A 24,660-nucleotide genomic window follows, 5' to 3' on the forward strand; every position below is an offset into this window, starting at 1 on the left:
TATATCTTAATTGGTGCAGAAACTAGGAAGGAGCAGGACACGTGAACATCCCATTAAATCAAAAACTCATCAAAGAAATGTGTGGCACTGTCTCCTTCAAACGAGGAGATTATTTTTATCAAACGAATAAAGTGACATTTGAACAATATCGACCTGACCGTTGTCAAGCTACGGTAACCGGTGAGGAAGACTTCCATGTGACAATCGAAGCGGGTGGCAACGATGATATTTTAACGGAATGCAGCTGCCCAAAGCTTGCCTCTTTTACAAAGGATTGTCAGCATATTGCGGCCGTTTTATTGGCGGTTTACGAGCATCAACAGAAAGGAACCATCCCGATGGTTTCCAATTCCGCTAATCAGGCTCTGACGGAAGGGTTACTGACTCTTTTTACGGAACAGCCTGTCCGCTCAAGCGGTCATCAATTCCATTTTGAAAAAAGAAATGTGCTTGATATCGAGTTTACCTGTAAACCCATGGAGGTTGGCAAGGGAAGATATCTATTCGCTATCGAAATGACCGTCGCATCAACTGAGGTGGAAAATATCCGAATGTTTTTGGAGCGGGTAAGTACGGGAAAGACTTACTCACTTTCGAGCTCATTCCAATACGATCCAAATCTCCATTGCTTTCAAAAAGAAACCAATGCCATTTTGGAGCAGCTCATCCAAGTACTACGGGATGAAAAGGTGTATGTGGATGTGGTGCCTGACACCAATCAACATCAGATGCTGTTCATTCCATCATCCTCTTGGGAACGGCTGCTTCCGTTGCTCATAAAAATTCCCTATGTGAAGGTGAAATCTGAGGGACATACCTTTCAAGGTCTGCACTTATCAGCCGAATCGCTGCCATTACAGTTTGATTTTACAAAAGTGGAAGGAAACGGTTATCAACTGAAGGTTAAAAACTTACATCGGATGATTTTCTTAAGTGCCTATCATTCCGTTTTATACGAAGGGAAAGTAAAACAACTAGAAGATCAGGACTATAAACGCCTATCGGATCTGAAAAAGATGTTGGATGCCTCAGGAACTAATCAAATTCCCATTCCGCAAGAGCAAATCCGTTTTTTTCTGGAAAAAGTGGCGCCAGGGTTAAAAAAACTAGGGCAGGTTACGATTGAAGAAACGATCACGAAGCAATTGATGAACACAGCACTCGTGGCCAAACTCTACTTGGATCGTGTCAAAAACCGATTGCTGGCGGGACTCGAATTTCATTACGAAAATTGGATCATTAATCCATTGGAAAGTAGAGATCTCCCATCTGGCTCTTTAGTAATCCGTGATGTAGAAAAGGAAGATGAAATCCTCCAGCTCTTTGAGGATAGCTCGTTTGCCAAGACAGATGGTGGATATTTTCTTCATAATGAAGAACTGGAGTATGACTTTCTGACCTATGTCGTTCCAAAGCTCCAAAAGCTCGTCCGAATTTATGCGACGACGGCTGTAAGAAATCGGATTTCCAGAGGGGAATTTCGCCCGCAGGTTAGGGTGAGGATCAAAAAGGAACGAACCAACTGGCTTGAATTTAAATTTGAAATGGACGGCATTCCTGAAAGACAAATACGTGAGGTATTGTCAGCACTAGAGGAAAAACGGAAATATTATCGTATGCCTAATGGGTCGCTGCTCTCGCTTCAGACGAGAGAATTCGATGAAATTCAGCGTTTTCTTTACTCACCACTAGCCAAGAATATGGATCTCGCCAGTGGTTTGGATTTACCAATTGAGCAGAGTCTTCAACTTCTTGATACAGTTGAGGTTAGTGATGCGTTTAAGTTAGAGGAATCCTTTCGGCAGTTCCTTGATCACCTTCACAATCCAGGCCGGTTGGAGTTTGAGGTGCCAACGAGTTTAGAGCCCATCCTTAAAGATTATCAAAAGCATGGGTTTAAATGGATGAAGACTCTGGCATACTACGGCTTCGGCGGGATACTGGCTGATGATATGGGACTTGGAAAAACGATTCAAAGCATCGCTTTTATTATGTCCGTTCAGTCCGATATCCGTAAAAGTAACCAGCCAGCCCTCGTTGTTTGTCCGTCATCCTTGACGTATAACTGGCTAAGTGAAATCAGGAAATTTGCTCCCCAGGTAAAGGCCGTTGTCATTGATGGAACAAAAGCTGAGCGAACCAAGCTTCTGAAGGAAGGGAAGGATGTCGATGTAATGATCATCTCCTACCCGTTACTGCGCCGCGAGATCAGTTGGTTTGAAAAGCAATCCTTTCATACGGTGTTTTTTGATGAAGCGCAAGCCTTTAAAAATCCGTTGACGCAAACAGCCCGTGCAGCAAAGATGTTACAGGCCCATCATCGCTTTGCACTTACGGGGACACCCGTGGAAAATTCCTTGGAAGAGCTGTGGTCAATTTTTCATGTTGTCTTTCCTGAACTGTTCCTTGGGCTAAAGGAATATAGTAAGCTTTCAAGGAAAAACATTGCACGGAGAATCCGTCCTTTTTTACTGCGCAGGTTGAAGGAGGATGTCCTTGCCGAACTTCCTGAAAAAGTGGAGTCGCTGGAGTCTGTGGAACTGCTTCCAGAACAAAAGAAGCTGTATGCAGCCTACTTGGCGAAACTAAGGCATGACACATTAAAGCATCTGGACAAGGATACGATTCGAAAAAATAGAATCAAAATCCTAGCGGGTTTGACTCGTTTGCGGCAGATTTGCTGTCATCCAGGTTTGTTTGTCGATGGGTATCAAGGGAATTCAGCGAAATTCGAACAACTCTTGCAGATTGTTGACGAATCAAAGCTTTCTGGAAGAAGGGTGTTAATTTTTTCACAGTTTACGAAAATGCTTGATCTTATTGGCCGAGCGTTAACTGTGAAAGGATTGCCTTATTTTTACCTGGATGGACAGACTCCATCTGAAGAACGAGTTGAAATCTGCGAGCGCTTTAATCGCGGTGAACGGGATTTGTTCCTCATTTCCTTGAAAGCAGGAGGAACTGGTCTTAATTTGATGAGTGCGGATACCGTCATTTTATATGACACGTGGTGGAATCCGGCTGTCGAGGAACAAGCAGCCGATCGTGCCCACCGGATGGGCCAGAAAAATATCGTCCAGGTCATCAAGCTGGTTGCCCGAGGGACAATCGAGGAAAAAATGAATGAACTGCAAGATAAAAAGCGACATCTCATCGAAGAAATCATCGGTTCTGATGAGAAAGTCATGTCAACTCTTACTGAAGAGGATATTAGGGAGATATTGATGATATAGAAAAAAGGAGCTGCAGCGCAACTCCTTTTTTTAATAGTTTTTATGCCCCGATGACATTCAATGATTGACGGAGACCTTCTAAAGCAAATTGCCTGATAAATCTAAAGGCAAATAATGCGATGATCGGTGAAAAGTCAATCGGACCCAGAGGGGGGATAAACCGTCTGAATAATCCTAAATATGGTTCGACAAGCTTGGCAATCCAGATACCAAGCTTTGTTGCTTGAAACTGCGGAAACCAGGAACTGAAAATAGATATTAAGATTAACCAATAATAAATCTCAAAAGCATACTGTCCAATCAGTAAAATATACGAGCCCAATATAGATCTTCCATTCTATAATAATTTTTTAATCGTACAAACCTAACTTATGTATACATATACGATTGAGGTCCAATAAAGTTTCAAAATATTAATAAGGAACTTCCAACCTATTTCTGTTGAAGTGGGTTAAGAACTTCTGCGACAAAATCGGCATAGCTGTCGATATGAAAATCAGCTTCAATGTTTCGATTTTGAAATGCACACGTTTTAATATTTAATTCTCGAGCGGGAATTAAATCTAAGTCACGGTCACCGACGACCAAATCAATATGGTGACTTTTTAGAACATATTCGTAGGAGGAGCTGTGGGGTTTTCTTGTAAAACCTTGTTCCTCAACAGAAACAATCTCTTTAAAGTATTTGTCTAAATGATATTTTTTAAGCAGAAAGATGGTCGATTCCTTATCGCGGTGCGTAACAATAATATTGTGATCAACAGAAGATAGGGCTTCCGCTAAGTGCTCAAATGGCTTGCTTTCCGTCTTTGAATAATAGTTATGTAAGGTTTGATACTCAAGTCTCTGCTTCTCATCTATTCCATAATGTTTAAAGGCTGTTTTGGAATCGATTTTTAGCCATTTTAGAACCTCATCGCGATCAAGGTCTTGCTTGCTTAAGTTGATGAAACCTGAGACAAGTGCTGGATAGGTATCAAAAAGAGTGCCGTCGAAATCCCATAATACGTTAATAATAATCCCTCTTTTCAGAAACGTTTGATTTTATCTTTAATGAGATTACCATAAGATTAAATAAAAAAGAAACGATCAGGTCACATTGATGTCTGAAATTTGTTATACTTTTCATGTGTAATGTACATGTTAAAAGATAGGAATGGGGGATAACCATGTCATTTGATAACTCAAAACTGGGGTTACCATACTTTAGCTTAGAAGCAGCAGCAGTGGACAAGAGTCCGAGTGAAATGGTCATTACAGACCAAACGGAAGAAAATTATTACATAGTCACAAGGGAAGTATTTGAGGATGGTCCGCAGCAAAATGGTTATAAGGTTGTTGTAAACGAAGGAGAGTAGTGATACTCCCCTTTTTTTATTTCTATAATTTTTAGTTAATAAATGCTTCTATTTGGGCTTTATGTTTTTAATATTATCTTTAAAGCAGGAAAAGCAGGAATGAAAGAGTATAAATTAATACGGGTGTCTGTAATTTGTGCTTTTTACCAATAATGTATTTGAAAAAATGTATCGTCCAAATTTAAAGAATAGGAGTTTATAAAATGAGCTATCAGCAAAAAACAAAAGAAACCGATAATAGTGTGATTGAGTTTATTGAGAATATAGAGAACCCGAAAAAACGTGAGGATGCCTATAAATTAATCGATATTTTTACTGAAACGACAGGTTATGAGGCAAAGATGTGGGGGCCGAGTATTATTGGATTCGGTTCCTATCATTATAAATATGAATCAGGCCATGAAGGAGATGCCCCTTTAGTTGGCTTTTCGCCCCGAAAGGCAAAAATTAGTTTGTATTTTGCACCAGGTGAAACCAAGCGTGACGAATTGCTTAAAGACTTTGGGAAACACACGACTGGGAAAGGGTGTGTATATATCAATAAGATCGCTGATATTGATATCGATGTATTAAAAGAGCTAATTACCCAATCGGTTCAATTTTTGCAAAAAAAATATCCCAATATCAATTATTAACTCTATTAATCAATTTCTATCAACAGAAATAACAAGCGCTTCCCGCTATTAGTAGTGGGAAGCGCTGTCTTTGTGATGAGGTCATTCTCTAGCAAAGAGAATTTCATTTTACCCAATAAAATTAGCCAATTCCTGTGTAAACTTTTTCTGCTCTTCCCAGAACAAACCATGACCACTGTGTTCAAACCAAACAAGCTTAGAGTTGATAATTCCCTGATGCAAGATGGAAGCCAGAGGTGGCAAACAAATTTGATCATGTTGACCATGAAGAATCAATGCAGGCACCTGAATTCTCTTGATATCTGTAAATAAGGTTTCATCTCTTAAGGAGTTTAGTAAGCCTGCAGTGGAATGCCCTGCTGCTTCAAGTCCTAATTGAAAGAACCAGTCTGAGAAAGGTTTAGTGAGCGCCTGATGGAAGAACATGTTTGTGAAGTCCGCTAGCATTTTCGGCCGATCGTTATAAATCTGCCCCAGTAGTAAATTGACATCCTTCGCCTCTAATCCAAAAGGAAAGCCAGGCCGCTTTATAAAACTAGGGGCAGCCGCACCAAAAAGGGCTAATTTCGATACCCCAAAGCCCTTATGGCGTTCCATATACCTGATAACAATCGCTCCACCTACAGAATGACCTGCAAGCGTGAAACTCTGTAAACGAAGTGCTTTAACAATTTCCCGAATATCATCAGCAAGTCTATTGTACGAGTACCCTTCCCAAGGTTTATCTGACTTGCCAAATCCCCTTAGATCGATCCCGATACACCGATATCCCATCGCAGGAAGGACATTAAACTGATATTCAAATAATTTATGATTGGCTGGCCAGCCATGGACAAAAAGGATGGCTTTACTACTTTTACGATTTACATCTTCAACATATATATTCACTTCAGGTGCCACTTTAACATAATATCCCATTTACTATCCCTCCTTTGAAAAAGGTATGGAAAAGTCCTTTTATCAATAAGCTATTCATGGATAGCTAGGCTAATACATCTGTGAACATTTTGGTACAAGTTGTAAATTTCCCCTTTTTATTTTATTTAATAGTTTAAAATGATAAATGTAGGAGAATGGATCGCACTCTCCTTTATAAAAATATATATATGTGAAAATGTGAGCAAACTAACTTTCATACAACATAGAATTTTTTTCTGAAAATAATTATCTGGAGCTGGTTTTTGATATGGAGAAAAAGAAGGTCGTCATAATAGGTGGAGGAATCACAGGTTTAGCAACAGCATTCTACCTGCAAAAGGAGATCAAGGAGAGAGCACTGCCGCTTGAAGTCAAGCTATATGAAGCTAGTGACCGATTTGGCGGTGTGATTCACACGGTGAAGAGGGATGGCTTTATGATTGAAAAAGGTCCCGATTCCATTCTGGCTCGAAAAGCCAGTGCGCTTAAATTAATTAAAGAAGTCGGCTTAGAAGACAAAGTGGTCGCGAATACAGCCGGGAAATCTTATATATACGCTAGAGGAAGGATCCATTCGATGCCTGAGGGAGCATTCATGGGGATCCCAACCCAGGTTACACCATTTGCGCTCTCAGGACTCTTTTCCCCACTAGGAAAACTACGGGCAGCAGGTGATTTTATTTTACCAAAAGGAAAGGAAAAGGCAGATCAATCCCTCGGTGAGTTTTTCAGAAGAAGGCTTGGGGATGAAATAGTGGATAACTTAATCGACCCACTACTGTCAGGAATTTACGCAGGCGATATCGACCGCTTAAGCTTAATGTCATTGTTTCCGCTGTTCTATCATATGGAGCAAAAACATCGAAGCCTTGTGCGTGGCTTGAAAAAAACGATGCCAGCCCCACCTAAATCAACGAAAAAAGAACCTTCAAAAAAAGGAATGTTTATCTCCTTATCAACCGGTTTGGAATCGTTAATTGACGAAGTCGTCAAGCGGATGGATGAGGGAACTGTTAGCAAAGGAGTCCCTGTTGAAAAAATTGTCAGAGATCAGAACCACTATACGATTACCTTTGACAATGGAACGGTTGAACAGGCGGACAGCGTAGTCATTGCGACAGAACATTTCCATGCACAAAAAATGCTTTCTGATTATCCGTTCATGCACACGTTTGATGATATGCCATCCTATTCTGTGGCCAACGTTGCCATGGCATTTCCAAAGTCGGCAATTAAACAGGACATCGAGGGGACAGGCTTTTTAGTTTCAAGAAACAGTGACTTTAGAATAACTGCCTGCACATGGACGCATAAAAAGTGGCCTGGTACGACACCAAAGGATATGGCCTTATTACGCTGTTATGTTGGAAAATCAAATGATCAAGCGGTCGTTGATTTATCAGATGAAGAGATTATAAATATTGCATTACGGGATTTAAATAAAACCATGAACATAACCGATAAACCATTGTTCCATATCATCACAAGATGGAAAAAGGCGATGCCGCAATACAATGTTGGTCATATTGAACGGATGAAGAGTGTGAAGGAATCACTGACTAAGGAATTACCCGGCGTATTTCTAGCTGGAGGTTCCTATGAAGGTGTTGGTATTCCAGACTGTATCGACCAGGGAGAGGCGGCAGTTAAAAAGGTACTCGAGTTTTTGAGATAGTCAATAAGATGGAGTAGGGATTCGAAATTCCTGCTCTATTTTTTTTGACTGGAATCAATATCTTTTAATGGGAAATTTTCTAATAAAATGCCACAGGAGAGGGGAGCATACCGCTCTCTTTTTTATTTTTAGAATAACTTCTAATGACCTTTTCTGTAAGCTTTGTTACCAACTTTTTAACTGATTCGAATGTAAAAATGGTAAATAGGTCAACTTGGTGGCGGATTTTCTGAATGTAATAACTAATCAAATAATAGGCGCGAAGCCTTGGTATTTATGGTTTTTACTATATCAATATCATAAATGAGAGTAATTTCCACTTAAATATATGTTGTTTAATAGAAGAATTATTATTAAAATAAATAAAGAAAGATTGTTTTTGTTTAGTTGAGAGAAATTATCATTTATTAAAAAAATTTGAAAGATTGTACTTCTTAGTTGAAACCTCTATGTAATCAATTTTTTAATATTATAAAAAAGGGGAAATGCAAATGAAGAAGATTAGTTTAGCATGGCAGATTTTCATTGGTCTGACACTCGGTATTATTGTCGGTGCGGTTTTTTACGGTAATCCACATGTGGCAAGCTACCTTCAGCCAATTGGAGATATATTTATTCGCTTAATTAAGATGATTGTTGTCCCAATTGTGATCTCCAGCCTTATTGTTGGTGTTGCTGGTGTTGGTGATATGAAGTCTTTAGGAAAACTGGGCGGGAAAACCCTGCTTTATTTTGAAATCATTACCACGATTGCGATCATTGTTGGACTTCTTGCTGCGAACGTGTTTCAGCCAGGAGACGGCGTTGATAAATCGAAACTTACCAAAACGGATATTAACAGTTATGTAAGCACAGCGGAGAAAACAGAGTCCCATTCTATGATTGACACCGTTGTAAATATTGTTCCGACGAACATCATTCAATCATTAGCTAACGGAGAAATGTTACCGATTATTTTCTTCTCTGTTATGTTTGGACTTGGAGTGGCAGCGATTGGAGAGAAAGGGATCCCAATTATTAATTTCTTCCGAGGAACGGCCGATGCGATGTTCTATGTCACAAACCAAATCATGAAGCTCGCGCCATTCGGTGTGTTTGCATTAATTGGTGTTACTGTTTCGAAATTTGGAATTACCTCATTAATACCACTGGGAAAACTAGTCCTGGTTGTATACGGATCCATGTTTTTCTTCATCCTTGTCGTCCTTGGATTAGTAGCAAAAATTGCCGGATTCAATATTATCCACCTCATTAAATATTTAAAAGACGAATTAATTTTAGGTTACACGACAGCAAGTTCAGAAACCGTTCTTCCAAAAATTATGGAAAAAATGGAGAAATTGGGTTGTCCTAAATCGATTACATCTTTCGTAATTCCAACAGGATATTCCTTTAATCTAGATGGCTCCACGCTTTACCAAGCGATTGCCGCACTGTTTATTGCGCAAATGTATGGAATTCATATGAGTATTGGACATCAAATTACATTAGTTCTTGTATTGATGTTAACATCTAAAGGAATTGCTGGGGTACCAGGTGTATCGTTTGTGGTTCTACTAGCCACTTTGGGCAGCGTAGGTATTCCTGTAGAAGGACTAGCGTTTATTGCCGGAATTGACCGTATTCTTGATATGGCTCGTACTTGTGTAAACATTGTCGGAAACTCTTTGGCTGCAATTGTTATTACAAAATGGGAAGGCCATGAGCTTAAAAATTATCAAAAACGTAAGGCAGCTTAAAATAGGGAAAACGGGACATCTTCTGAAATGGGAGATGTCCTTTTCATTGGGTTAATGATTCTGAATCTTAAATAAAGTCAGGTAATATTATTGACTTATAAAAGTTTTACATACTAAAATGGATAAAACCGATAGAAATACTCATATTATAATTTGTATATAAACGAGAAAATTGATTTTCCAAATATGGGGCTATTTACGAGATTTATTTCAAACCCCCGGTTTTGGAGATACGACAGAATTCGATGCAATTAAACGGCATTATCATCTGTCGAACCATATCGCTAGTGATGATCAGAAGGGATATAATATCTTGCCGAAGGGCCCCGACCTTTCTGGGCTTACTTCTCAACATGGTCGACAAGTTTTAAGTAATAAGGTTGAAAAGTTTTTAATACACTGAGAAAAACTGACTAGAAGCAGGTGGTAAAATGATTATTCGTAATGCTGCAGCGGATGAATTATCATTCATTCGAGAACAAAGAGTAAACTCATATGAAGAACATGCCCAAAACATTCCTGAAGATCATTGGAAGGCTCTTAAACATGCAATCTCGTCGGATGCTGATGCGCAGGAGGATGTGGAACGAATTGTTGCTGAAATTGATGGGGAAATAGTAGGCAGTGTTGCCTTGTTTCCTGCAAAAACCGATACCTACGAAGGATTGGTAGATGAGTTGGAATATCCTGAAATACGAATGCTCGCAGTGACACCGCAAGCTCGAGGCAATGGGGTGGCAAAGGCACTGATTTCAGAATGTATTCGACGAGCGAAAGTGCAAGGCTTTCATTCAATCGGCCTGCATACCGCAGATTTTATGAAAAGTGCAATGGGACTATACGGGCGCCTTGGTTTTGAAAGGTTACCGCAATTCGATTTTGAACCTGCGGATGACGGCATCATGGTGAAAGCGTATCGACTTACTTTTAAATAGTACTTTATTGTTTTGGAAAGCTGTTACTAGAAATTATTTTATAAAACCTACTTGACGGGTAGGAAAAGTCAGAATAAAATGTAAATAATTCAAATAGATTCAGAGAACGATTAAATTAATATTAAGCTGATTGGAAAACCAAAGGCTTATACTCTTATTAAGGGGTATAAGTCTTTTTTTATTCGAAGGGGGACTAATCATGATCTATCCGATTAGTAAGTGGAGTCCACATTGTTGTCAGTCATTTTGTATTTTTTCAAGTTTATGTAGATGAATAGAATCAAAGGTTCTTTTTTTAGATTATAAAACCAAGTATTCTTATGTGATATTAGGAGTTTAAGGGAGGATGAAAATATGGCAATTGTGGACCAAGCAAAAGCAAACTATATTCTATCGACACTAAAGGGTATGGAGTATGGTTCAGTGGTCATAACCGTTCATGACGGTACAATCACTCAAATTGATAAGACAGAGAAAACACGATTTGCACAAAATAAGAAAACATCTAAATAACAAAGATGATTTGCAAAAAGTGACCACACTTTTTATTGGATTTAATTTTAAAAAATTTAGCCGATCAGTCTACTGAAGGCTACTTATTTTCTAGACTATGCGAAAGATGATTGTTGCTCACCGGACTTATCTTAACTCCGAAAAGCAGACAACCGACCTTTAAGCGATAGTCCTAAAAAATAGGTAGCCTTTTTTGTTTAAAAAAAGGAGGAAATCACAAATGAAACTAGCTTACAAATTCACAACCGTGCTTATTCTTATCGCCCTTATTCTGACAGGGTGCAGCAGCCAGTCTAGTAATCAAAGCACTGAGAAAAAAGATGGGGGGACCAAACAAGAGGCCGCAAAACCAGAAGAACCTGTCCAATTATTAAATGTTTCATATGACCCAACCCGAGAACTTTATGAAGAGTTTAACGGAGAATTCGCGAAGTATTGGGAAAAGGAAAAGGGTCAGAAGGTAACTATTCAACAGTCACATGGTGGTTCAGGGAAGCAAGGACGTGCTGTCATCGATGGTCTTGAGGCAGACGTTGTTACGCTGGCATTGGCCTATGATATCGATGAGATTGCAAACTTAGGCGGCTTACTTTCGAAGGATTGGCAAAAGAACCTGAAGGATAACTCGACTCCGTATACGTCAACGATTGTGTTTCTAGTTAAAAAGGGTAATCCAAAAGGGATTAAAGATTGGGATGATTTAACGAAAAAGGGAACTTCGGTCATAACTCCAAATCCAAAGACATCCGGTGGTGCCCGTTGGAATTACTTAGCAGCTTGGGCGTACGCAAATGATAAATTTAATGGGGATGAAACGAAAATTAAGAAGTTTATGAGCCAACTGTATAAAAATGTTGAAGTATTAGATTCTGGTGCCCGCGGAGCAACTACTACATTCGTTGAACGAGGCATTGGTGATGTCTTGATTGCCTGGGAGAACGAGGCTTTCTTAACACTTAATGTATTAGGAAAAGACAAGTTTGAGATTGTTGTCCCATCCATTAGTATTCTTGCTGAACCACCGGTTGCCGTCGTCGATAAAAACGTCGAGAAAAAGGGAACGAAAGAGGTAGCGGAGGCCTATTTGAATTATTTATACAGTGATGTTGGACAGGAAATTATCGCAAAGAATTATTACCGCCCCCGTAATCAAGCGATTCTTGACAAGTATTCAGATGTCTTTCCAAAAATTAATTTAGTGACGATTGACAAAGATTTTGGAGGATGGAAAAAAGCACAGGAGACGCACTTCAATGATGGCGGGACGTTTGATCAGATTTACCAGCCATAGTAAGTAGTTCAGTTAGATGGGTGTCCTAAATCGTTACGATTTGGGATGCCCTACATGTATCTTATCCGGAAGGGGTCAACCTCATGGCTCGTTTAGCAAGTTTAAAAATGAAAAGAAATAGTGTGCTGCCAGGATTCGGCCTTTCGCTCGGATTTACGATGTTTTATATAAGCATCCTTGTCATTCTGCCATTATCCATGATATTTATTCATTCGATGACGGCCGAATGGTCGAAAATTTGGGGGACAATTTCTGACCCGAGAGTAGTTGCCTCCTATAAACTGAGTTTCGGTGCCGCTTTTTTCGCCGCTTTTATTAATGTTATTTTTGGCGTACTAATCGCATGGGTGCTGGTACGTTATCAGTTTTTTGGTAGAAGAATCATTGATGGGCTAGTTGATTTGCCTTTTGCCTTACCAACAGCGATTGCCGGGATTGCCTTAACGACTTTGTATACGGAAAATGGCTGGGTTGGGCAGTTTTTAAGTTTTAAAGTCGCGTTTACTCCGCTCGGGATTACATTAGCATTAACATTTATCGGGCTGCCCTTTGTGGTGCGCACCGTTCAGCCCGTCCTGCAAAGCTTGGAAAAAGAAATCGAAGAAGCATCAGCTAGTTTAGGTGCAAACCGTTCGCAAACGTTTGTAAAAGTAATTTTTCCGGAAATCCTGCCAGCTGCTCTAACGGGATTCGCGCTTGCCTTTGCCCGGGCGCTTGGGGAATATGGCACGGTCGTCTTTATTGCAGGGAATATGCCGATGAAGACAGAAATTACTCCGCTGCTAATCATGACGAAATTAGAACAATATGATTACGCTGGTGCTACAGCGATAGCAGCCGTTATGTTGATTTTTTCCTTCACGATTCTACTTATTATTAACGTATTGCAGTGGTGGACAAATCGGAAATTTATATAGCTTTTAATAGTTTTAGAGGGTGATTTTGCGATACGCAAATAAAATGGTTCAATCCGCAAATAAACCGGCTAGATGCGCAAATAAACTAGGTATTTCCGCAAATAAACTAGGTATTTCCGCAAATAAACTTTTGTATCCAAGTGAATGATCCGCTGTTTGCGTAAAATTGTTAGTTTTTAACTACGTTCAAAGTCTAATTTAGTGTAAAATTACACCTTGTCAGGTAGCTTATAAAATTTATCAGCGGAATATTACCTTTTATCAGCGAAACTAAGCCATATATCAGCGAAAATGATATTTTATCAGCGAAACTAAGCCATATATAAGCGAAATCAAAATTAGCAACAATATTTTTGCTAAGAACCAATACTGGCTCGTCTAAAAAAGAGGATATAAATTTAAGTCCAGAAGGAGGTACCCATGGCAGGAAATGTTCCAATCCAATATTCTAGTAATTCGCTTCAAACTACAACCCGCAATTCAGAACCGCGACTGGTCCGCTGGTTACTAATCACACTCGCATTAGCATTTTTAGGTTTGTTTTTGGTGTTACCATTGGTTGCTATTTTTATAAAAGCCTTTGATAAGGGTATAGCCGTTTTCCTAGAGGCCGTTAGCAATCCAGATGCATTATCTGCAATCAAGTTAACTTTGGTCATTACCTTGATTACCGTGCCACTTAATGCCATCTTTGGTGTGGCTGCCGCCTGGGCCGTAACCAAGTTCAATTTTAAGGGAAAAAGTCTACTGATTACGATTATTGATCTGCCATTTGCCATCTCCCCAGTCATCGCCGGATTGGTATTTGTTTTATTATTTAGTGCGCATGGCTTATTTGGACAATGGTTAATCGACCATAATATCAAAATTATTTTCGCGGTGCCTGGAATCGCCCTGGCCACACTTTTAGTGACACTGCCCTTTGTCGCCCGGGAACTCATTCCATTAATGCAAACTCAGGGGACGGCCGATGAGGAGGCATCCTTGACTCTGGGGGCGAGCGGTTGGAAGACATTCCTTTTAGTAACTCTGCCGAATATTAAATGGGGCTTATTATATGGGATTATTCTCTGTAGTGCTCGAGCCATTGGGGAGTTTGGAGCTGTTTCGGTCGTTTCAGGACATATCCGCGGAATGACTAATACGATGCCACTCCATATCGAAATTTTATACAATGAATATCAATTTTCCGCCGCATTTGCGGTTGCTTCCTTAATGTCATTTTTCGCCATCATCACCTTGGTTGTAAAAAATGTTATTGAATGGAAAGCAAAAAAATCATTTGAACCTGAAGAAGGAGTTCACTAAGATGAGCATTCAAATTCAAAATATCTCAAAATCATTTGGAAACTTTCAAGCCCTTGATCAAATTAACCTTGATATTCAAACAGGGGAGCTCGTTGCCCTGCTTGGTCCGTCTGGTTCTGGGAAAACTTCGCTGCTAAGAATCATCGCAGGCTTAGAAGCGGAGAATCAGGGAGCCATTTTGTTTGGGGAAGAAGACATGACACATATCAGTACAAAGGAACGGAAAGTAGGATTTGTCTTCCAGCATTATGCCTTGTTTCGTCATATGACTGTTTTTGAAAATGTGGCCTATGGATTAAAAGTCCGGCCAAGGAAAACGCGTCCTTCCAAAACCGAAATAAAAGATAAGGTCATGGAATTACTAAAGCTAGTAAAATTAGAAGCCTTTGCTGAACGGTATCCTTCCCATTTGTCAGGCGGACAGCGACAGCGGGTGGCATTAGCAAGAGCATTAGCGGTTGAGCCTAAGGTTCTCTTGTTAGATGAACCATTTGGTGCGTTAGATGCCAAGGTCCGGAAAGATCTTCGCAGATGGTTAAGAAAGCTCCATGATGATTACCAGATTACGAGCATTTTTGTGACGCACGACCAAGAGGAAGCGCTGGATGTTGCCGACCGAGTTGTCGTGATGAATGAAGGAAAGATTGAGCAAATCGGTACGCCAGAGGAAGTATATGAAAATCCAAACAGTCCTTCTGTTTATCACTTTTTAGGAAATGTTAACTTATTTAAAGGGCGCCTCCATAAAGGGAAATTACGACACGGTAATTTTGAAGTCGATGCACCCGAATTCTCCGCAACAGAGAATACCGAGGCAGTCGGTTACGTTCGACCGCATGATATAAGTATCGAAAGAGAGGCTAGCCTGGATTCAGTTGCTGCAAAAATTAATTATATTCATTTAGTCGGCGCCACCGTCCAACTTGAACTGATTCGAAAAGATAATGGCGAGTACCTGGAAGTGGAATTAAAAAAGGAGCAATTTCGAAGCCTCAATCTAAAGTCAGGGGAAGAAGTGTTTGTAAAACCAAAACAACTAAAGGTCTTTATTCCTGCGGATTATTCCATTTAAAAAAGAAAACCAAAGGCCTATACTTATTTACGAGTATAGGCCTTATGGATTAGAGAGGAGGTTTCATCACTCCAAACTATTAGTTCCAGTCCGTATGAAAGACTCCTTCCATATCAGTTCGCTCATACGTATGGGCACCGAAATAATCCCGTTGTGCCTGCAGGAGGCTGGCATTTGAACGGCCGTTTCGGTAACTATCGAAATAAGAAAGGGAAGTACTTAAACATGGAAAGGATATACCGAAATTAATACCCTCGCATACCATTTTCCTCAGTCCTGATTGATACTCTTTTGTTTTTTCAGCGAAAAATGGTGCGATTAATAAATTCTTCAGATTTACCTGATTCTGATAGGCTTCACTGATTACGTTTAAAAACTCGGCCCGAATAATACAGCCGCCCCGGAATATAAGTGCAATCTCTTCTAATGGTAAATTCCAGTCATAGAGATCAGAAGCCATTTTATATTGTGTAAAACCTTGGGCATAGGCGCAAACTTTCCCCATATATAATGCTTGTCTAACGTACTCAATCCATAAATCCTTATCTAAAACCTGATGGTCCATTCCGGGGCCTGCTAATATATCTTCTGCGATGACTCGTTCCTCTTTTAATGAAGATACATACCGGGCGAACAATGACTCGGTAATGATTGATAGAGGGATACCGTTATCTATCGCTTGCATGCTTGTCCATTTACCTGTGCCTTTTTGCCCTACTTTATCAAGGATGACATCGATCAGTGGTAAGCCGGTTTTTTCATCTTTTTTCTTTAAAATTTCTGCCGTGATTTCGATTAGGTAACTTTTCAGTTCACCCTGATTCCATTTTCCAAAGATATAAGCAATTTCATTCACAGATAATTGTAACCTATCCCTTAAAAAGGTATATGCTTCAGCAATCAATTGCATATCTGCATACTCAATTCCGTTATGAACCATTTTCACATAATGTCCAGCGCCTTTTGGACCAATATATGTGCAACATGGGGTCCCATCGACTTGCGCTGCTATTTTTGTAAGAATTGGCGCAACTTTTTCATAAGCTTCTTTATCCCCGCCAGGCATGATGGACGGACCATTTAATGCGCCTACTTCACCTCCGGAAATACCAATTCCTAAATAATCGATTCCTTTAATTTTTAAATCATCATATCTTTGGGCAGTATCTTCGTAATGGGAGTTGCCGCCGTCCATGATCATATCACCTTGCTCAAGAAAAGGAACTAACGAAGAAATCACAGAATCTATCGCTGCACCAGCTGTGACCATAAGAAAGATCTTTCTTGGGGTTTCTAAGGACTGAACAAAACTTTGCACGTCATAGTACGGGTCGATCGATTGATTTTCAATTCTATGTAAAAGTTTATCTGTTAAATCTCTCGTATAATTATAGACAGCTACTTTTTCACCTTTGTTCGCCATATTTAAGGCGATGTTGCTGCCCATTACACCTAAACCAATAACTCCAATTGTATTGTTCATTAACTTCCTTCTCCTTTTTATAAAAATAAAAGGCAGTAAATCCGCCGCTTTAATACTTAGTGAATTCTAAGTATAAGAGGGGGGATCCTGCCCTTTAGATAACTAAGCAGCAGCAGATGAATAAAATTCCTGCTGCTGGTCACGATTATTAAACGAATAAACTTAGTAATAGAATAAATGCTAATCCACATACGGAAATAATTGTCTCGAGTAATGTCCATGTTGCGAATGTTTCTTTCATGCTTAAACCAAAATACTCTTTGAACATCCAGAAACCTGCATCATTAACGTGTGATGCAATTAAGCTGCCTGCTCCTGTTGCAAGAACAACTAGTGCAAGGTTAACGTCTGATTGACCCAACATTGGGATAACTAAACCAGCAGTGGTTAATGCGGCAACCGTTGCAGATCCTAAGGCAATCCGTAAAATGGCTGCGATAATCCATGCAAGTAAAATCGGTGATAATGAAGTTCCTTTGAATAACTCGGCTACATAGTCACCTACACCGCCATTAATTAAAACTTGTTTGAAGGCACCGCCGCCTCCAATGATTAAGAGCATCATACCAATGTGTAAAATCGCTGTTGAACAAGAATCCATTACTTCTTTGATCGGAATTTTTCTTGCCAATCCCATGGTATAGATGGCAACTAATAAAGAGATCAACATAGCAGTAGAGGCACCGCCAATAAAACGGATAATTGCGAGTACAGTATTATCTTCAAAGCCCATTGTTTTTTGAAGCAAAGTAATAATTGTAGCGATTGACATTAAAATAACAGGAAGCATGGCAGTAAATACGCTGATTCCAAAACTAGGTGTGTCTTCAAGTTTAAATGTTTTTTGTTCGCCTAGAGAGGCAATGTTACCAGTTTTTGTAAATGAAGCAGGTACCAATTTTTTAGCAAGCTTTGTAAATATAGGTCCAGCGATAATGGCAGTTGGAATAGAAATAATAATTCCATAAAGTAATACCTCACCAAGATTGGCACCATATTCCCCTGCGATGACCGTTGGTCCTGGATGTGGTGGCAAGAAGCCGTGTGTTACGGATAATGCGGTTGCCATCGGAATCCCAAGATATAAAATAGAAACTTTTAATTGTCTTGAAATGGCAAATACGATTGGAATTAATAACACGAGTCCTACTTCAAAGAATAAAGCAATACCAATGATGAATGAGGATACAACTACAGCCCACTGAATATTTTTTTCTCCAAATTTGTTGACGAGGGTCATGGCAATTCGTTGTGCGCCCCCAGAATCTGCAATTAACCTGCCTAGCATCGCTCCGAGTCCGAAGATTAATGCTAAATGACCAAGTGTTCCGCCTAATCCAGCTTCAATGGTTGTGACAACATCATCTAGTTTCATTCCAAGTGCTAAAGCTACTCCGAACGAGACAATGATGAGTGAGATAAAAGTGTTTAATTTTAAGCCCATGATTAAAATAAGTAATGCGATAATTCCAATTGCTACAATGACCAATGGCATAATAATTCCTCCCAAAAATTAATGATGATTTTAAAACAATATACAAGTAAACAGCCAAGCGGCTAGTGGCAGCCGCTAAACTGAGACTTATGTTTTTCTAATTATACTTCGTTGATAGTTGGCAATTCGTGTATAATCTTCTTCTAATACTCTCGATAAATTAATAAAGATCGGCAATAATTGTCTATACTCTCTTGCAGCCTCTTCTTTAGGTGTATGTTTGTAGGTACTGCCAATCATTTCAGAAACGACTTCAAAGGATTCGATTTTCCCAGTAGCATATAGGCCTAAGATACAAGCACCGAGACAAGAACTTTCGTAGCTTTCTGGAACGACTACATCCAGGTCAAAAATATCAGACATCATTTGACGCCAAACTTCTGACCTTGCGAAGCCACCAGTTGCTTGGATTCGAGTCACTGGTCCCTCCATACATTCAACTAATGCTAAAAATACGGTGTATAAATTGTAAATAACACCTTCGAGCGCAGATCGAATCATATGTTCCTTCTTATGTGCCATCGTTAATCCGAAAAAGGATCCACGCACGTCTGGATTCCATAAGGGAGCACGTTCACCAGCAAGATATGGATGGAATAACAATCCATCGGACCCCGGTTTTACACCTTCGGCAATTTTGGTTAATACTTCATATGGATCAATTCCTAGTCTTTTCGCGGTTTCTACCTCTGAAGCTGCAAACTCATCCTTAATCCAGCGAAAGACCATCCCGCCATTGTTTACTGGCCCGCCGATAACCCAATGTTTTTCCGTTAATGCGTAGCAAAAGATTCGTCCTTTTTCATCGGTTTGCGGCTGGTCAATGATGGTACGAATTGCCCCGCTTGTCCCAATGGTTACGGCAATCTCACCTTTTCGAATCGCATTTACACCAAGATTCGAAAGGACGCCATCACTTGCACCGATTACAAAGGGAGTTAGAGGATCAATGCCCATTTGTTTTGCTAATTCTGGATTACAGTTTGTAAAAATCTCGGTGGTTGGCACGAGCTTAGATAATTGCTCACGTGATATACCAGCGATTTCTATTGCTTCCTTATCCCAATCCAATTCTTTGAGATTCATCATGCACATGGCAGATGCAAGAGAATAATCGACAACATACTGGTCAAAGAACTTTTTAAATATATATTCCTTTATTCCGATATATTTTTTTGCTTTTTCGGCTATCTCTGGGCGTTCATTCACAATCCAAGTAATTTTGCTTAATGGTGACATCGGGTGAATAGGCGTTCCTGTTCGTCTGTAGACTTCATTCCCATTTAATTCATTTTTTATTTTATGTGCCCAGGCTTCACTGCGGTTATCTGCCCAAGTAATACAAGGTGTCAGCGGTTGATCATTTTCATCCATGGCAATGAGGCTATGCATCGCACTGCTAAATGAGATGAATGAAATCTCTTTTTGAGGATGCTGTTTCATGATCCTCGAAATGGCTTGTACCACAGCCGTAAAGATCTCTTCTGGGTCTTGTTCGGCTGTCGAAATATCAGGAGTATAGAGTGGGTAACCGATATTTTCTTGTTGGATGACTTCGCCTTTTTCAGTAAATAAAACAGCTTTTGTGCTTGTTGTACCGATGTCTAACCCTAACATATAGCTTGTCATTATTCCTGCACAACTCCTTTGTAAAGCATTAGTTGAGACCTCCAAAGGTCCTCTACTTTTCCTGCAACATCATCAAAGTTTTGATGCAAAGAGAGAATCATCAGGTCTCTATTTTTCGCATCGATCGCATCAATATAAAGTTGATGATTGTCCACAATACGTGGAAAGTCATCGTATTTTTCCTCGAAGCGGGCCCGCATCGCCAATAGGATGAAAGCTTCCATTACAGGTTTTGCATTATTCCAGATCATCATGATGTAAGAATGATTAATCGATCGAATAATTGTTTCATGGAATAAGACATCTTGATATGAAAACTCATCGGCATCATGATATTTGATGGCAATTTTCATCATCTCAAGTATTTTACTCAGTTCCTTAACTAACTCTTTAGTGTCTAATTTTACAAGCCGTTCATATACAAATGTTTCTATCATTAATCGGACTTCATAAATTTCTACTATTTCTTTAATTGTGAAACCAATTACAATGGCACCCATTCTTTCTAAACGGATCAAATTTTCTGACGCAAGAGTTTTTAATGCTTCCCGAATAGGGGAACGGCTCACATCAAAGTCGGCAGCTAATTTATTTTCTGATAGGGTGGTACCGCTTTCAATAAGGCCGGAAATTATTTGCATTCTAAGCTCACAGGTAACACGTTCACCAGCAGAAGCTTTTAAAAGCCATTTTTCGGGATATAAGAATTCCTTTGATTCTGTCATTGGTTCACCTTCTTGTTATACGAGTATACTTGTATACAAGTATTATAGAATACATATTAAAAAATGCAAGCGCTTTTTTTAATAAAGTCATGAAAACTCAGGAAGGTGTATTCATTATTCTTAGCGAATTTAATAAAAATAATCTAAAAAAGGCCCATTAAATATAGGAAACATGAAGAAGGGGCAATATTTCAGATGCATGATAAATACATATGTTGAAAATATTGGCAGTTTTTTTAGGAGGAAAATAAGATGAGTATTTTTCTAAAACAAGTTTTTGTTGGTTTACCGAAAACAGTCGGAAATAAACAGGCAAAAAATCCAATGGATCGAGAATGGACAAGCGCCATTTTTAAAGAGTCGGTAGAAGGACCTGTCTGGGTCGGGAAAATGGGTTTAGCTGGTGATGGACAATGGGATTTGGAACATCATGGCGGGTCTGAAAAAGCTGTATTTGCTTATGGATTTGAAAATTACACCCATTGGCAAAAGGAACTAGGGATATCTGAGATCACATCCGGTGCAATGGGGGAGAATCTCGTCATGGAACAAATAAACGAGGAGGAGATTTCTATTGGTGATACTTTCCAGATTGGCGGGGCGGTCGTACAGGTATCGCAGCCAAGGCAGCCATGCTGGAAACCAGCCCGCCGATTTAAAATTAAAAACTTGGCGCTGTTATTACAAAATACTGGCAGGACCGGCTGGTACTTTCGAGTGTTAACAGAGGGTTTTGTTGAAGAGGGGCAGACGTTTACTTTGGTTGACCGACCATATCCACAATGGACCATTCAAAAGTGCAATCAAATTATCCATGCTAAGAAACAAAACATGGAGGAAATGCGTGAACTTTCCCAATGTGAATTGCTTGCACCAGGGATGAGAACCACGCTAGAGAAACGAATAGAAATGAGGGAAACACCGGATATCAGAAATAGGGTGTTTGGACCAAATGAATAATTGCTAATTGTCCTTCCTTTTCAAAAAAGCTGTAATATATAAATTTACAGCTTTTTTATGCTTGCTCTTTATAGGGGACCCTAAACAATCTTTTATTAACAATCCCCGTAATAAGGGTAAGTAATAAAGATAGACCCACATAGTACGGCTGGTCCCACCATACCAAACTATGGAGGATTCCAAAGCGGACCAGAACTTGGTCCACCGCATACATAAGTAATCCTGCTAAGATATATTTGCCCCACTTTATTTTCCATTGAAGGTCACACATTAGACAATAAAACAGACTAGCACATAAATAGAAAATGGCCGCTAAGGCAATCGAGTCCCTCCCAGAATCTTCAAACCACCCAGGAGTGTATATTCGATTCGAGAAAAAGATGATAGGAAGTATATGGGCACTGCAAGATATAGAGCCAATAATTAAATAAAGCATCCAATTATGCTTGAGCCCTTTGGAGGGTCGTAAAATCCATTTATAATAAATCTTAGCTGTAGCAAAATAAAAAGGGAGCCCCAGTCCCGTATACGCTAACCTCCACCAATTATGGGAATAGATATGGAGCTTTAAAAATAACCATTCAATCTCGACAAATAATCCAGAAAATAAAACCATCCAAATCCAACCTAAATGAAACGTTGCTATTAAGGTGGCAACGATGGGTAAAGAAAAGGCATTTGAGACAAATGCCCCCAAATTGTTGTCATAGAAAGTATTATGCTGGATAAAATTAGGGTCGTATTCATAGCATGCTAAGAAATTAAAGATGATGGTCTCAATAATAAATCCCATACCAATCATGGTTAATAATAGGAATAGAGTTTGCGTATTTCTTTTTTTGAATAGTATAAAACAAAATAAACTAGTGCTGAGAACCAGTAAAGCATAATACCAATATGAATTATGCATAACATTCACTCCGATAATAGCTGGATTAATTTAGTTTGTTCCTAAGAATGGAAATTATGCAATTCCTACCAACATGTAAAAAACCACTAAAGAGAAAATTCTTAGTGGTTTTTTGATCATGAATATTATTGATTATCAAACCGGTCATAGCCGACAACCGTCCAAATTCCTGTAGAATCTTCTCTTACTAGCCGTTTTAGGTACACCTTCAAAAGGAATTACCTTGTTGTCTCCTCAAAAGTTATTTTAAGGACCTTTTCGGTCTCCTTATTAAATTCGATATTGATGAAAACGCCGAATTCCCTATTGTTTTCTTTTAACCAAAGCTTGAACCTTTCGGTGGAGGTTTGTGGTCCACTCGTTCTTCCAATGTGGAGATAATCAATTATTTTTGCATGCGGATATTTTTCATGAGTTTTTTTTAGTGCTAATGTACCCCACTTGGCATAGGAGGGAATCGGTTTGTGTTGTGCACTTACTTTATGAATTGAGGTCAGAGGATGTACACTTACCGAGATGAAAAGTAAGCTTATATATAAACTAATCAGGATCTTTTTCACGTAATTACCCTCTTTGTTTTTGCTTATATCATTTCATTTCGAGTAATAACTTATGTAGGTTTTTGTAAATCATTGAATTTGTTAACCTTAAACACAAAATAATTCATAACCCTCGCTCATTTGGTAAATAATACAATTGAGGTGGCGAAAATATGGATAAGGGAAATTTAAGACTCACAGCTTCCGAAATAGGTTCACTTTGGGGACATTATATAAATGGAACGATGACTGACGTGGTAAATAGATATATGGTCTCCATTATTGAAGATCAATCAATAAAGGCCCTTTTTGAGGATGCCATTCAGACCTTCGGTGGACAAAAGAAACAAGCCGCTGCTTTTTTTGAGAGTGAGGGCTTTCCGGTTCCGATTGGATTTACTGAATATGATATCAATAAAGGTGCAAAGAGATTATTTACTGATATATTTTGCTTAAATTACTTACATATCATGACCCTGCATGGGCTTATAGGTCATTCCACATCCTTAAGTGTTTCTGTCAGAGCAGATTTACGCCATTTTTTCGATTCAAGTTTAAATGATGGGAATAGGATGTACCACCAAACCGTTGAGCTGTTGCTCGAGAAAGGGCATTTCCAGCGAGACCCTTATATTTATCCTGCCGTGAACCCTGAGTTTATCTCCAGCAAAGATTTCATCGATGGATTTTTTGGAAAAGGGAGAAGTTTAGCATCCACCGAAATCATTAGTATTTTTTTAAACCTAAAGAAAAGCATTATGAGTAAAGCCCTTTGTGTTGGATTTAGTCAGGTTGCTCAATCAACAGAAGTAAGGAAGTTTATGACAAAGTCGCAAAACACGGCTGAGCAGCATATCGCAACCTTTACAAAAATCCTGCAGGCAGATCAATTACCAGTTCCTCGTTCCATGGAAACGGAAGTGACCACTTCAACAGTGTCTCCTTTTTCCGATAAGTTAATGATGTATCATATAGGTTTCTTGGCACAAGTTGCGCAAGCCTATCACGGGACAGGTTTAGCATCTGCCATGAGATCAGATCTTGTTGCAGCGTATGAAACCATTATTCTAAAAAATTTGTACGTAACCAAAAAATGGTTTAACATAATGGAACAAAATAAGTGGTTGGAGCAGCCGCCGCTTGCCCCTAATAGAACAGAAATTGCCAAAGAAAAATAATTTAGGACCTAAAAGCCAAGATGAAGATGATATCTCGGCTTTTTACGTTTTCTGAGCAATAAACAGGAATGGAATTATATTCATAGAATTAATAAGAGAAGCAATTTGTAGTGGGGAAATTTTCAGGTAAATAGAGAAACACAAAAT

The 24,660-nt window shown here is 39.3% G+C and carries 22 protein-coding genes; 13 read left to right on the forward strand and 9 right to left on the reverse strand.

Annotated elements, in window-relative coordinates; all coding sequences use genetic code 11:
* Positions 1-41: 41 nt before the first annotated feature.
* Complete coding sequence (locus J7E63_RS23555; protein ID WP_215016969.1) at positions 42-3,233, forward strand: DEAD/DEAH box helicase; 3,192 nt, start codon at positions 42-44, stop codon at positions 3,231-3,233.
* A gap of 40 nt (positions 3,234-3,273) precedes the next feature.
* On the opposite strand, the gene J7E63_RS23560 is transcribed toward J7E63_RS23555, so the two are convergent.
* Together J7E63_RS23560 and J7E63_RS23565 are read right to left on the reverse strand one after the other, a co-directional pair.
* Positions 3,274-3,555, reverse strand: coding sequence for a YggT family protein (locus J7E63_RS23560; RefSeq protein WP_215016971.1), 282 nt, complete (start codon positions 3,553-3,555; stop codon positions 3,274-3,276).
* Positions 3,556-3,665: 110 nt separating this feature from the next.
* Positions 3,666-4,265, reverse strand: a complete 600-nt coding sequence (locus J7E63_RS23565) for an HAD hydrolase-like protein (RefSeq protein ID WP_251033717.1) — start codon at positions 4,263-4,265, stop codon at positions 3,666-3,668.
* A gap of 137 nt (positions 4,266-4,402) precedes the next feature.
* Between J7E63_RS23565 and J7E63_RS23570 the strand changes: the two genes are divergently transcribed.
* Complete coding sequence (locus J7E63_RS23570; protein WP_215016973.1) at positions 4,403-4,591, forward strand: hypothetical protein; 189 nt, start codon at positions 4,403-4,405, stop codon at positions 4,589-4,591.
* A gap of 203 nt (positions 4,592-4,794) precedes the next feature.
* The gene (locus tag J7E63_RS23575; RefSeq protein ID WP_215016975.1) at positions 4,795-5,226 is read left to right on the forward strand and encodes a DUF1801 domain-containing protein; all 432 of its coding nucleotides are present in this window, start codon (positions 4,795-4,797) and stop codon (positions 5,224-5,226) included.
* Positions 5,227-5,334: 108 nt separating this feature from the next.
* Here J7E63_RS23575 and J7E63_RS23580 read toward each other — a convergent pair whose 3' ends face one another.
* Entirely contained in the window at positions 5,335-6,144 is an 810-nt protein-coding gene (locus J7E63_RS23580; RefSeq protein ID WP_215016977.1) for an alpha/beta fold hydrolase, read from the reverse strand.
* 268 nt (positions 6,145-6,412) lie between these two features.
* On the opposite strand from J7E63_RS23580, the gene hemY reads away from it, so the two are divergent.
* The 8 genes from hemY to J7E63_RS23620 all read left to right on the forward strand — a co-directional run bounded on the left by hemY (position 6,413) and on the right by J7E63_RS23620 (position 15,594).
* The gene (gene hemY, locus J7E63_RS23585; protein WP_215016979.1) at positions 6,413-7,819 is read left to right on the forward strand and encodes a protoporphyrinogen oxidase; all 1,407 of its coding nucleotides are present in this window, start codon (positions 6,413-6,415) and stop codon (positions 7,817-7,819) included.
* A gap of 491 nt (positions 7,820-8,310) precedes the next feature.
* Positions 8,311-9,558, forward strand: coding sequence for a cation:dicarboxylate symporter family transporter (locus J7E63_RS23590; RefSeq protein ID WP_215016981.1), 1,248 nt, complete (start codon positions 8,311-8,313; stop codon positions 9,556-9,558).
* A gap of 431 nt (positions 9,559-9,989) precedes the next feature.
* A complete protein-coding gene (locus tag J7E63_RS23595) occupies positions 9,990-10,493 on the forward strand; it encodes a GNAT family N-acetyltransferase (protein WP_215016983.1) in 504 nt (167 codons plus the stop codon).
* 354 nt (positions 10,494-10,847) lie between these two features.
* Positions 10,848-11,006 carry a YezD family protein gene (locus tag J7E63_RS23600; protein WP_088085603.1) on the forward strand — a complete coding sequence of 53 codons (159 nt, stop codon included), beginning with the start codon at positions 10,848-10,850 and terminating at the stop codon, positions 11,004-11,006.
* Positions 11,007-11,226: 220 nt separating this feature from the next.
* Positions 11,227-12,297, forward strand: coding sequence for a sulfate ABC transporter substrate-binding protein (locus J7E63_RS23605; protein ID WP_215016985.1), 1,071 nt, complete (start codon positions 11,227-11,229; stop codon positions 12,295-12,297).
* Positions 12,298-12,380: 83 nt separating this feature from the next.
* Entirely contained in the window at positions 12,381-13,214 is an 834-nt protein-coding gene (gene cysT / locus J7E63_RS23610; RefSeq protein WP_215016986.1) for a sulfate ABC transporter permease subunit CysT, read from the forward strand.
* Between the two features lie 420 nt (positions 13,215-13,634).
* Positions 13,635-14,522, forward strand: a complete 888-nt coding sequence (gene cysW, locus J7E63_RS23615; RefSeq protein WP_215016988.1) for a sulfate ABC transporter permease subunit CysW — start codon at positions 13,635-13,637, stop codon at positions 14,520-14,522.
* 1 nt (position 14,523) lies between these two features.
* Positions 14,524-15,594, forward strand: a complete 1,071-nt coding sequence (locus J7E63_RS23620) for a sulfate/molybdate ABC transporter ATP-binding protein (protein ID WP_215016990.1) — start codon at positions 14,524-14,526, stop codon at positions 15,592-15,594.
* Positions 15,595-15,673: 79 nt separating this feature from the next.
* Here J7E63_RS23620 and gnd read toward each other — a convergent pair whose 3' ends face one another.
* From gnd to J7E63_RS23640, 4 genes are all read right to left on the reverse strand, one after another.
* Positions 15,674-17,077, reverse strand: a complete 1,404-nt coding sequence (gene gnd, locus J7E63_RS23625) for a decarboxylating NADP(+)-dependent phosphogluconate dehydrogenase (protein WP_215016992.1) — start codon at positions 17,075-17,077, stop codon at positions 15,674-15,676.
* Positions 17,078-17,225: 148 nt separating this feature from the next.
* Complete coding sequence (locus J7E63_RS23630; RefSeq protein ID WP_215016994.1) at positions 17,226-18,572, reverse strand: GntP family permease; 1,347 nt, start codon at positions 18,570-18,572, stop codon at positions 17,226-17,228.
* 87 nt (positions 18,573-18,659) lie between these two features.
* Positions 18,660-20,201, reverse strand: a complete 1,542-nt coding sequence (gene gntK / locus J7E63_RS23635) for a gluconokinase (RefSeq protein ID WP_215016996.1) — start codon at positions 20,199-20,201, stop codon at positions 18,660-18,662.
* On the reverse strand, positions 20,201-20,926 hold the full coding sequence (locus J7E63_RS23640) for a GntR family transcriptional regulator (protein ID WP_215016998.1): 726 nt from the start codon (positions 20,924-20,926) through the stop codon (positions 20,201-20,203). Before J7E63_RS23640 ends, gntK begins: the two co-directional genes overlap by 1 nt.
* 252 nt (positions 20,927-21,178) lie before the next feature.
* Between J7E63_RS23640 and J7E63_RS23645 the strand changes: the two genes are divergently transcribed.
* Positions 21,179-21,886 (forward strand): MOSC domain-containing protein, encoded by a 708-nt coding sequence (locus J7E63_RS23645; RefSeq protein WP_215017000.1) that lies wholly within the window; start codon positions 21,179-21,181, stop codon positions 21,884-21,886.
* Positions 21,887-21,941: 55 nt separating this feature from the next.
* Here J7E63_RS23645 and J7E63_RS23650 read toward each other — a convergent pair whose 3' ends face one another.
* Positions 21,942-22,796 (reverse strand): hypothetical protein, encoded by an 855-nt coding sequence (locus J7E63_RS23650; RefSeq protein ID WP_215017002.1) that lies wholly within the window; start codon positions 22,794-22,796, stop codon positions 21,942-21,944.
* Positions 22,797-23,014: 218 nt separating this feature from the next.
* Complete coding sequence (locus tag J7E63_RS23655; RefSeq protein WP_215017004.1) at positions 23,015-23,356, reverse strand: DUF3889 domain-containing protein; 342 nt, start codon at positions 23,354-23,356, stop codon at positions 23,015-23,017.
* A 152-nt stretch (positions 23,357-23,508) separates the two neighbouring features.
* Between J7E63_RS23655 and J7E63_RS23660 the strand changes: the two genes are divergently transcribed.
* The gene (locus J7E63_RS23660; protein WP_215017006.1) at positions 23,509-24,513 is read left to right on the forward strand and encodes a DUF3231 family protein; all 1,005 of its coding nucleotides are present in this window, start codon (positions 23,509-23,511) and stop codon (positions 24,511-24,513) included.
* Positions 24,514-24,660 lie beyond the last annotated feature (147 nt).

This window comes from Bacillus sp. ISL-75 (assembly GCF_018613095.1).